Origin of the sequence: Streptomyces sp. NPDC050548, from assembly GCF_044457385.1 — a bacterium.
Lineage (GTDB): Bacteria > Actinomycetota > Actinomycetes > Streptomycetales > Streptomycetaceae > Streptomyces.
On the sequence record NZ_JBITGV010000010.1, the window covers coordinates 69969 to 80068 of the forward strand.

The window sequence follows — 10100 nt, forward strand, 5'->3', positions numbered from 1 at the left end:
CGATCTTCGAAGTTCTCCGGAGCCCGTGTCCTTCGGACTGTAGCCACACAGCGGGAATTACAGAAGACCGTCTCCTATAATTGGCCGGACATGGCCCGGTCACTACAATCACCGGCATGGCAGAACCGCGCCGCGCCCCGGGCCGTCCACGTGACACGAGCATCAACGAACGGGCCCTCGTGGCGACGCGTGAACTCCTCGTCCAGCGCGGCTTCGAGGCGACGACGATCCAGGCCGTGGCCGAGCACTCGGGCGTGCACGCCTCCGCCATCTACCGCCGCTGGCCGTCCCGCATCGAGCTGATCGAGGAGGCCACGTTCCCCGGACTCAGCCCGCTGAGCGTCCGGCCGACGGGGGACCTCCGACGTGACCTGCGCCGGTTCGTCCGCGCCTACCTGGCGGCCTTCGGAGCACCCGCCGCCCGTGCCGCCGCGGCCGGACTCTTCGCGCACTCCCAGACGTCGAACCGCCCCCGGCCGCCGGAGATGCTGCTGCGCGTGTCGGCACGACCGCAGTTCCAGGAGATCCTGCGCGCCGCGCCGACCGGGACCGTCGACCCCGCCGTGGACCCGGACGACGTCTTCGACATGCTCCTCGGCGCTGTCCTGACCCGCACCCTCCTGTCCACGGTCACGGCCCGCGAGCGCCCCGTCGAGCGCACGGTGGACATGGTCCTCCGGATGCTGCGGCCGCTCGACGGGCCGCCGATCTGATCAAATCGCCCAATGCAAAAGGGCGTTGGTGTCAGCGGCGCTCGTCGCGGAACACCTTCCCGCCCTTCATCACGAACCGGACGTCCGCCATCACGGAGATGTCCTCCAGCGGATTGCCCGGTACCGCGATCAGGTCGGCGAGCAGGCCTTCCGCGATGCGACCCCGGTCGTCGGCGTCGATCAGCTCCGCCGCGTTGACGGTCGCCGCCTGGAGCGCCTCCAGGGGAGTCATCCCACGGTCGACCAGGGCGATCAGCTCCTGGGCGCCACGGCCGTGCGGAATCGCCGGCGCGTCCGTGCCCAGCGCCATCCGGACACCCGCCTTCCCGGCCCTGGACACCACGGTTTTCGCCCGGGGGAAGATCTCGGCGGCCTTCTCCACCAGTTCGGGCGCGGAGTGGGACATGTCCATCCCATCGATGAGAGCGGTGGTCGGCACCAGGAAAGTACCCCTCTCCGCCATCAGCGCGATGGTGTCGTCGTCGAGCAGGAAGCCGTGCTCGATGCAGTCGATGCCCGCCTCCACCGCTGCCCGGACGGCGTCGGCCCCATGGGTGTGGGCCGCCACCTTCAGTCCGCGCCGGTGGGCCTCGTCGACGATGGCGCGCAGCTCCTCGTCGGAGTAGTGCTGCGCACCGGGGGTGCCGGTGTGCGACATCACGCCCCCGGAAGCGCAGACCTTGATGAGCCGTGCGCCGTGTTTGATCTGGTAGCGGACGGCCTTGCGCACCTCGTCGACACCGTTGGCGATGCCCTCCTCCAGGGAGAGAGGCATGATTCCGGGGGCGTACGCGGCGAACATCGTGGGATCGAGATGGCCGCCGGTCGGTGTGATGGCGTGTCCGGCCGGCACGATGCGCGGGCCGTCGATCCAGCCGGCGTCGATGGCCTTCGCCAGCGCGACGTCCAGCAGATAACCGCCCGTCTTCACGAACAGTCCGAGATTGCGGACCGTGGTGAATCCCGCGCGCAGGGTCCGCCGGGCGTTGCCCACCGCGCGGAGCATCCGCAGCGGGGGATCGTCCTGGACGGGGGAGAACGCGAGCGTCTCTCCCTGGCCGCCCATCAGGAGATTGACCTCCATGTCCATGAGACCGGGCAGGAGGGTCACGTCACCGAGGTCGAGAACCTCGGCGTCGCCGGTGCCGCCCACGATGCGGTCGCTGTCGACCGTCACCAGGCCCGGCGACTCCAACTCGCCCGTCTCCACGTGCAGTACACGCGCCGCTCTGAGCGTGAGCACGACCTGTCAGACCTTCGGCTCGACGACGAGGTCCATATAGGCGGCCCCGCTGTCCGGCACCCGGGCCTGCTTCCAGACCTCGACCGGGAACGACACGTTCACCAGCGAGAACATCAGGAGCAGCAAGTTGCGCTCCTGCTCCGGGAGTTCGGAGAGCGGGAACTTGTCGAGGTGGTCGGAGGCCTGTTCCAGGAGCGGGAACGCGGCGTCGTAGAAGGCCTGCATCTCCTCCATGGAGCTGGCCAGGCGCTTGCTGTACCGGTCGCGCTCGGACTCCAGGACCCACTCGCTGAACGGTTCGAGCACCGCGAACTCACTGGGCAGCATCGGTGTGCTCCTTGACGTAGTCGGCGACCGTCTTGTGCAGATGGCGGAGCAACAACTCCTGGTCGCAGAGCGGGAATTCGGTGACGACCCGGCTCTTGAGCATGGTCTGCGTGGCCTCCAGCGTGTTGCCGTCCTGGAGCGCGTACTCCTTGAACGTCACCGCCGCCAGCTCCTGCTTCAGCCGCTCGCGCGCCGTCTTGGCGGGCACGAAGTACAGGTTGGCCTCGAAGAGGTGCTTGTCCACCGCCGTCGGCCAGTAGTGGTACGTCAGGTACCAGCCGGGCTTCCAGATCAGCAGGGTCATGTTGGGGAAGAACTCGAAGGAGTCGTTGCCCCAGGCGCGGTGCCCGCCCGGATTGAGGCCGGGGGGAAGCGGGTCGAGGCCCTCGATGTCGGGCGCTTCCCACGGTCCGAACAGGCCGCTGCGCAGCACGCGTTCGATGGGCTTGACGATGGTCAGGTCCTTGGGCGGGGACATGCCTCCCCAGGAGGAGATCATCGAGTGCGGGGGGTGGATCTCGTAGTGCAGCGCCTCGTACCCGACGTTGAAGAGCTTGTCGGCCTCGTCCTTGACGGCCTGTTTCATGTGCAGGACGGGCGCGTGGTAGAACTCCGCGAACGCGTCGATGAACAGCTTCCAGTTGCTGCCGATCTCCGCCTTGTACGTGAAGACCTCGGTCATCTCGTGGAAGGGGTAGCCCTCAAGTCCCTTGGCGAACTCGCCCAGATACTCCTTGAGCGGCTGGGCGTCGGGGTCGAGGTTGACGAAGATGAACCCTTCCCAGACCTCGCAGCGGACCAGCTTGAGACCGTAGTCCGCCTTGTCCAGGTCGAAGAACTCCTTCTCCTGCTGGACGAAGGTCAGATCGCCGTCGAGGCTGTAGCGCCAGGCGTGGTACTTGCAGGTGAACTGGCGGCAGGTGCCCTTGACCTCCTCGCCCGGGTAGTCGTTCCACACGAGCTTGTTGCCGCGGTGGCGGCAGACGTTGTGGAAGGCGCGGATCTCCTTGTCCTTGCCCCGCACGATCACCAGTGAGGTGTCGGCGACCGCCAGCTCCTTCGTGAAGTAGCTGCCGACCTTGGGGACTTGCTCGACCCGGCCGACGTTCAGCCAGGTCTTCTTGAAGATCGCCTCCTTCTCGGCCTCGTAGTACGCGGGGTCGATGGAGTCCTCGTAGTTCACCGGGCTCGTGCCCAGCTCGGGGTAGTTCTCGGTCCAGCTCCCGGCCGCCGGCTTGGCGAAGTGTGGCATGGGATCACCCCTCTCGCTTGTGAGAATACCATTCTCGTTTTGGGAAACTGAAGTTCTCTTCCGAGATCACTGGATCGAGTTCCACGCCGAAGGTGTTGAGGGCCATCGTGAGCATCGTGTAGGCGCCGATGGTGAAGACCAGGTCCATGAGCTGGTGTTCGTCCAGGTCGACGGCGAGCGCCGCGTAGGTCGCGTCCGACAGGCCCGAGTCGGTGTCCAGTTCGTCCACCGCCCGGTTGAGCAAGGTGTCGGCGCCCGTGCGGACTTCCTCGATCTCGGCCTCGGTCACCCCGTACTTCCGGCCGATCAGGACGTGACTCGCCCACTCGTATCTGCTGCCGCGCCGCCAGGCCACGCGCATGATGGCCAGCTCGCGGACGCGCACCGGCAGGGTCGTGGTGTTGAGGTGCATGTTGAACGTCAGGAACGCCCGCGCCAGGGCCGGATGCCGCTGGAAGATCCCCAGGACGTTGGCCTCCGGCAGCTTCTTGTCGGGGTTGATGACCGAGAACAGGTCGTGGTCCCACTCGTCGTACGGCACCGGGGGGATGCGGACACCGGAGTCACCGGACGGCTCGCCGTTCTCGCTCACGTGTTCCGCCCGCCGTTCACGCCCAGGATCTGGCCGGTGATGTAGCCGGCCTCCTCGGAGGCGAGGAAGGCACAGGCCGCGGCGATGTCCTCGGGGCGCCCGACACGCCGTACCGGAGTGCGCTGGATGTGCTCCTCGACCGTCCCGCCGAGCAGTTGGCGCTCCTCGGAGCGGCGCAGCATGGGCGTGTCGATGAAGCCGGGCGGCACCGCGTTCACGGTGATGCCCTGCGGGCCCAGCTCCAGGGCGAGCGCCTTGGTCAGCCCGTTGACCGCCGACTTGGCGGCCACGTAGTGCGTCATGAACGGCTGGCCGGAGTGCGCGCTGGACGAGGAGATGTTGACGATCCGGCCCCAGCCGGCCTCCACCATGTCGGGCAGGACGGCCTGGACGCAGTGGAAGACGCCGTTGAGGTTGACGTCGATGACCCGCTGCCAGGCCTCGAAAGTCAGGTTGGCGAAGCGCTTGTAGCCCTCCATGCCCGCCGCGTTGACCAGGACCGTGACCGGACCGAGCTGCTCGCGGATCTCGGTCAGTGCCTCGTCCACCTGGGCCCGGTCGGAGACGTCGGCCTTTCGGGAGAAACCGCTGTCGGACGGGTTGAGGTCGAGGGTGGCGACCTGGAGACCGTCGGCCTCCAGGCGTTGCGCGACGGCCAGTCCGATGCCGGAGCCGCCGCCTGTGACGAGGGCTGTCCTCATGCCGGAACCCCCTTCGTCTCGATCATGAAAATCTCCCTTCCAGATCTGAGAAGCGTATTCTCGTCTCCGGTGCTTCCGGAAGTCCCGCGCAGGCAGGGGCTGTTCGCCGCACCCCGTGCACCTGTCAGCCGTCGGTCAGGATGACATTCTCGCTTCCGGATGGTTGATTCGCGTATAAGGAGAATGTAGTTTCCGCTTCATTGGAGCAAGCCGCCCATCCATGCGAGGAGAACAGGATGCGGTTCCAGGACAAGGTGGCGATCGTCACCGGAGCGGGACAGGGAATCGGCGAGGACTACGCCCGGGCGCTGGCCGCCGAGGGCGCACGGGTCGTGGTCGCGGACATCAACGAGGAGCAGGGGCAGCGGGTCGCCAAGGAGCTGGACTCCGCGCTCTTCGTCAAGGTCGACGTCGGGGACCCCGCCTCGGCCGACGCGCTGGCCGCCGCCACCGTCGCCGAGTTCGGCCGCATCGACTACCTGATCAACAACGCGGCGATCTACCACAGCATGCGGCGCGAGGGCCTGACCACCGTCGACCTCGACTACCTCAACCGCTTCATCCAGGTGAACCTGATGGGCGCCCTGTACGTCACCAGGGCCGTCGTCCCGCACCTGAGCGAGGGCAGCGCGATCGTCAACCAGTCCTCCGCCGCCGCCTACATGGCCAGCGGCTACTACGGCCTGGCCAAGATCGGCATCAACCACCTCACCGCGTCCCTCGCCGCCGAACTCGGCGGCCGGGGCATCCGCGTCAACGGCATCGCCCCCGGCCCCACCGACACCGAGGCCACGGCCACCGTCGTACCGGTCGAGTTCCAGGAGCGGATGACCCAGGCCCTGGCCATCAAACGGATGGGCACCCCCGGCGACCTGACCCCCACCGTGCTGTTCCTGCTCTCCGACGACGCCGGCTGGCTGACCGGACAGACCATCAGCGTGGACGGCGGACAGGTGGTGCGGCTGTGACCCGGCTGCTCATCAATGGTCAACTGGTCGACGGGGAGCGGACGTTCCCTTCCCTCAACCCCGCCACCGGCGAGGTCTACGGCCACGCCCCCGAGGCCACCACCGCCCAGGCCGAAGCCGCCGTAGCGGCGGCTCGCACGGCCTTCGACACGACCGCCTGGTCCACCGACGTACAGCTGCGCATCCGCTGTCTCGACCAGCTGCACCAGGCGCTCCTCGACCACGTCGAGGAACTGCGCGAGCTGACGATCGCCGAGGTCGGCGCGCCCCGCATGCTCACCTACGGCCCCCAACTCGACGACCCCGTCAAGCTGGTGCGGTTCTACGCCGACCTGCTGCGCAAGTACCCGCTGACGGAGGAGCTGGGCGAGGTCGAGATCCGCGGTCAGCGCCACCGCCGTTGGGTGGAGAAGGAGGCCGCCGGGGTCGTCACCGCGATCATCGCCTACAACTACCCGAACCAACTGGCCCTCGCCAAGCTCGCACCCGCGCTCGCGGCCGGCTGCACGGTCGTTCTCAAGGGCGCCCCGGACACCCCGCTGACCACCCTGTTCCTCGGTCAACTCATCGCGGAGCACACGGACTTCCCGCCCGGAGTCGTCAACGTCCTCACCTCCTCCAGCGCCGACGTCGGCGAAACGCTCACCACGCACCCCGACGTCGACATGATCACTTTCACCGGCTCCACCGCGACCGGCCGCCGCATCATGGAGGCCGCGAGCCGCACGGTGAAGAAGGTCTTCCTTGAACTCGGCGGCAAGTCCGCCATGATCGTCCTGGACGACGCGGACTTCGGCACCGCCGCGATGTTCGCGGCCGGCACCATCTGCTCGCATTCCGGGCAGGGTTGTGCGCTGACCTCACGGCTGCTCGTGCCCCGGGAACATCACGACGAGCTTGTCGAGAAGGTAGCCGCGGGCCTCGCCCGTATCCAGCTCGGCGACCCCGCCGACCCCAGGACCTTCGCGGGCCCGCTCATCAGCGAGCGCCAGCGCGAGAAGGTCGACGGGATGGTGCAGCGGGCCGTAGCCGCCGGCGCGAACCTCGTCACCGGTGGCGAGAAGGTCGACCCCGGCTTCTTCTACAGGCCGACCCTCCTCAGCAACGTCGACCCGGACAGCGAGATCGCCCAGGACGAGGTCTTCGGCCCGGTCCTCGTGGTGATTCCGTACGACGACGATGACGACGCCGTGCGCATCGCCAACAACTCCATCTTCGGTCTCTCCGGCGGCATCCAGAGCGGCGACGACGAGCGGGCCATCGCCCTCGCGCGCCGGATCCGCACCGGCACCTTCAGCATCAACGGCGGCAACTACTTCGCGGCGGACGTGCCGTTCGGCGGCTACAAGCAGTCGGGCATCGGCCGGGAGAGCGGAGTGCCGGGCCTGGAGGAGTTCCTGGAGTACAAGTCCTTCGCGGTCGTGGTCCGGTCATGATGCCGCTCGACGGAATCCGCGTCCTCGAAGTCGCCATGTACGGCTTCGTGCCCTCGGCGGGAGCCGTCCTCGCCGACTGGGGAGCGGATGTCATCAAGGTCGAGCACGCGGTCACCGGCGATCCGCAACGCGGTCTCCGGCAGACCGGCACGATGCGCGTCGAGGGCGACCCCAACCCCAACGTCGAGCACGCCAACCGCGGCAAGCGCAGCCTCGGTCTCGACATCTCCCGGCCCGAGGGCAAGGAGGTGCTGTACGAACTGGCCCGGCACGCCGATGTGTTCCTGACCAGCTTCCTTCCCGGCCACCGGGACAAGTTCGGCATCGACGTCGACGACATCCGTACCGTCAACCCCCGCATCGTCTACGCCCGGGGCAGTGCCTTCGGGCCGCGTGGACCGGAAGCGGGGAAGGGTGGCTACGACATGACGGCGTTCTGGGCCCGCGCCGGCACCGCCGCGAGCATCACGCCCCAGGGCACGGACGGCATCATCAACCCGCCGTCACCGGCCTACGGCGACACGATCTCCGGCACCAACCTCGCCGGCGGCATCGCGGCGGCGCTCCTGAAGCGCGAGCGCACCGGCGAACCGTCTGTCGTGGACGTCTCCCTGCTCGGCAGCGGGCTGTGGGCGATGGGTCACGCCACCGCGCTCTCCCTGCACCTCGGCAAGCCCTGGATCCCGCCGCCCGTCGGCACCCACGGCTCGGTCACCAACCCCCTGTCCGGGCTGTACGAGACCTCCGACGGCCACCACCTGGCGTTCGTGATGATGCAGCCCGGCAAGTTCTGGGCCGATGTGTGCCGGCACATCGACCGGCCCGAACTCGCCGACGATCCACGCTTCGACACGGCCGAGCACCTCGTGGCCAACACGGCGGAGGCCGTCAAGATCCTGCGCGAGGTCCTCGCCACCCGCACCCTCGCGCAGTGGAGCCGGCGCTTCGCCACCCTGGCCGGGCCGTGGGCCCCGGTGCAGGACTCCCTGCAAGTGGGCGACGACCCGCAGATCAGAGCCAACGAGTACCTGCTGCAGGCAGGAGAACTCGAACTGGTCAGCAGCCCCGTGCAGTTCGACGTGCAAGCCCCACAACTCGGGCCCGCACCCGAGTTCGCCGCCCAGACCGAGGAGATCCTCCTCGAACTGGGCCTGGACTGGGACCGCATCATCGCGCTCAAGGCGGCGGGCGCGGTCACCTGATCACCCGACAGCGGGACTCACATTCTCAACGAGGAGAACCGATGAGACGCTTGCTCATCCCCGCCCTGGTCCTGGCCCTCGCGGCCGCGGCCGGATGTTCCGGCCGCACCAAGTCCGCGGACACCACCAGCCCTTCGACCACCGGAGCCGCCGACACGGCGACCGCGGACTTCGGCACGCTGAAGTCCGTCTGCGGCAAGGGCACGGCCAAGTCCGTCACCAGCCAGGGCGTCACCAGCTCCGAGATCAAGGTCGGCGTCTTCTCCGACGTCGGGTTCACCAAGAACCCGGAGTTCGAGAACGCGGCGAAGGTCTTCACCTCCTGGTGCAACGCGGCCGGCGGCATCAACGGCCGCAAGATCACACCCGTCACGCACGACGCCCAGCTCATGCAGGTCAACCAGCAGATGATCTCGGCCTGCCGCACCGACTTCTTCGAGGTGGGCGGCGGCGCGGCCCTCGACGGCCTGGGCGTCAAGACCCGCCTGAAGTGCCTGCTCCCCGAGTTCCCGGCACAGGTCACCTCCGAGATCGGCGCGGACCTCCAGGTCATGGCCATGGGCGCCTCGACCGGCTATTCGCCCTACGCCGGCTACTACTCCTGGCTGTTGAAGGAGGCCTACCCCTCGTCGGCGAGCGGCGTCGGCATCATCACCGGAGACGTGCCCATCACCAAGCTCCTCGCGGCCCAGGACAAGGAAGTCCTCACCGCGATGGGCGGCAAGGTCACCTACTCCGACCTCTACCCCGCGCAGGGGGTCTCCGACTGGACGCCGTACGCCCAGTCCATCAAGACGAAGAAGGTCAAGGGACTCGTCTTCCTGGGTGACTTCACCCAGTTGGCGAAGCTGGAGCAGGCGCTCACCAACATCGACTACAAGCTCGACTGGATCGACGCGAACAGCAACGCCTACGGTCCCGCCTTCCTCAAGCTGGCCGGTCCCGCGCTAGGTACTCAGACCAACTTCGCCTCCATCAACGGATATCCGTTGGAGAAGGCCGACGACAACCCGGCGACGAAGGAGATGGTCGCCCTGTTCAAGAAGTACGCGCCCGACGCGCAGCTCACCCTGCCCGCCATGCAGGCCTTCTCCAGCTGGCTGCTGTTCGCCACCTCGGCCCGCGACTGCGCCGAGCTGACCCGCAGTTGTGTCCTTGAGAACGCCAAGAAGCAGACCGACTGGACCGGGGGAGGGCTCCACGCCTCGGTCAACCTCTCCTCGCCGGACGAGCCCCTGAAGTGCTTCAACGTCGAGAAGGCCACCACCAGCGGCTGGGTGCCGGCCGACTTCAAGCCCACCGAGGGTGTCTACCGCTGCGACGCGCCCGCCTACAAGTTCAAGGGGAACTACGGCAAGCCGCCGACCCTGGCGGACGTCGGCAAGTCGCTGTCCGACCTCAAGTAACCACGCCACGCCCCCCGTTCACCACGGCAGGAAGGAAGGACCGTGAAGGTACGAGTCGACCCGGAGCGCTGTCAGGGCCACACGCTCTGCGCGATGCGCGCACCGGACACCTTCGAACTCAGCGAGATCGACGGACACTCCTCGGTCGTAGCGGAAGAAGTCCCCGCCGATCAGGAGGCGGACGTCCGCGAGGCGGTCCTGTCCTGTCCCGAGCGGGCGATCTCCCTCATCTCCTGACCCCCACCTCATCCACCGAGCAG

11 protein-coding genes are annotated in these 10100 nt (G+C 67.8%); 6 read left to right on the plus strand and 5 right to left on the minus strand.

What is annotated here, in order from left to right; translation table 11 throughout:
- Positions 1–116: 116 nt before the first annotated feature.
- Positions 117–713 carry a TetR/AcrR family transcriptional regulator gene (locus ACIBJH_RS26630; protein ID WP_399119385.1) on the plus strand — a complete coding sequence of 199 codons (597 nt, stop codon included), beginning with the start codon at positions 117–119 and terminating at the stop codon, positions 711–713.
- Positions 714–744: 31 nt separating this feature from the next.
- Here ACIBJH_RS26630 and ACIBJH_RS26635 read toward each other — a convergent pair whose 3' ends face one another.
- From ACIBJH_RS26635 to ACIBJH_RS26655, 5 genes are read right to left on the minus strand one after another with little or no spacing between them, the layout of a single operon-like run.
- On the minus strand, positions 745–1956 hold the full coding sequence (locus ACIBJH_RS26635; protein ID WP_399119386.1) for an amidohydrolase family protein: 1212 nt from the start codon (positions 1954–1956) through the stop codon (positions 745–747).
- A gap of 6 nt (positions 1957–1962) precedes the next feature.
- Complete coding sequence (locus ACIBJH_RS26640; RefSeq protein ID WP_200711194.1) at positions 1963–2283, minus strand: hypothetical protein; 321 nt, start codon at positions 2281–2283, stop codon at positions 1963–1965.
- Positions 2270–3535, minus strand: a complete 1266-nt coding sequence (locus tag ACIBJH_RS26645; RefSeq protein ID WP_262062208.1) for an aromatic ring-hydroxylating dioxygenase subunit alpha — start codon at positions 3533–3535, stop codon at positions 2270–2272. Before ACIBJH_RS26645 ends, ACIBJH_RS26640 begins: the two co-directional genes overlap by 14 nt.
- A 4-nt stretch (positions 3536–3539) precedes the next feature.
- Positions 3540–4127 (minus strand): carboxymuconolactone decarboxylase family protein, encoded by a 588-nt coding sequence (locus ACIBJH_RS26650; RefSeq protein WP_399119387.1) that lies wholly within the window; start codon positions 4125–4127, stop codon positions 3540–3542.
- Positions 4124–4828, minus strand: coding sequence for an SDR family NAD(P)-dependent oxidoreductase (locus ACIBJH_RS26655; RefSeq protein ID WP_399119388.1), 705 nt, complete (start codon positions 4826–4828; stop codon positions 4124–4126). The genes ACIBJH_RS26650 and ACIBJH_RS26655 overlap by 4 nt, the downstream gene beginning before the upstream one ends.
- A gap of 236 nt (positions 4829–5064) precedes the next feature.
- Between ACIBJH_RS26655 and ACIBJH_RS26660 the strand changes: the two genes are divergently transcribed.
- From ACIBJH_RS26660 to ACIBJH_RS26680, 5 genes are read left to right on the plus strand one after another with little or no spacing between them, the layout of a single operon-like run.
- Positions 5065–5796: an SDR family oxidoreductase gene (locus tag ACIBJH_RS26660; protein WP_399119389.1), complete on the plus strand. Its 732-nt coding sequence runs from the start codon at positions 5065–5067 to the stop codon at positions 5794–5796.
- Positions 5793–7232 carry an aldehyde dehydrogenase family protein gene (locus ACIBJH_RS26665; protein WP_399119390.1) on the plus strand — a complete coding sequence of 480 codons (1440 nt, stop codon included), beginning with the start codon at positions 5793–5795 and terminating at the stop codon, positions 7230–7232. Before ACIBJH_RS26660 ends, ACIBJH_RS26665 begins: the two co-directional genes overlap by 4 nt.
- Entirely contained in the window at positions 7229–8434 is a 1206-nt protein-coding gene (locus ACIBJH_RS26670) for a CaiB/BaiF CoA transferase family protein (RefSeq protein WP_399119391.1), read from the plus strand. The genes ACIBJH_RS26665 and ACIBJH_RS26670 overlap by 4 nt, the downstream gene beginning before the upstream one ends.
- Before the next feature lie 41 nt (positions 8435–8475).
- Entirely contained in the window at positions 8476–9840 is a 1365-nt protein-coding gene (locus ACIBJH_RS26675; RefSeq protein ID WP_399119392.1) for an ABC transporter substrate-binding protein, read from the plus strand.
- Between the two features lie 42 nt (positions 9841–9882).
- Entirely contained in the window at positions 9883–10077 is a 195-nt protein-coding gene (locus ACIBJH_RS26680; RefSeq protein ID WP_019069976.1) for a ferredoxin, read from the plus strand.
- Positions 10078–10100 lie beyond the last annotated feature (23 nt).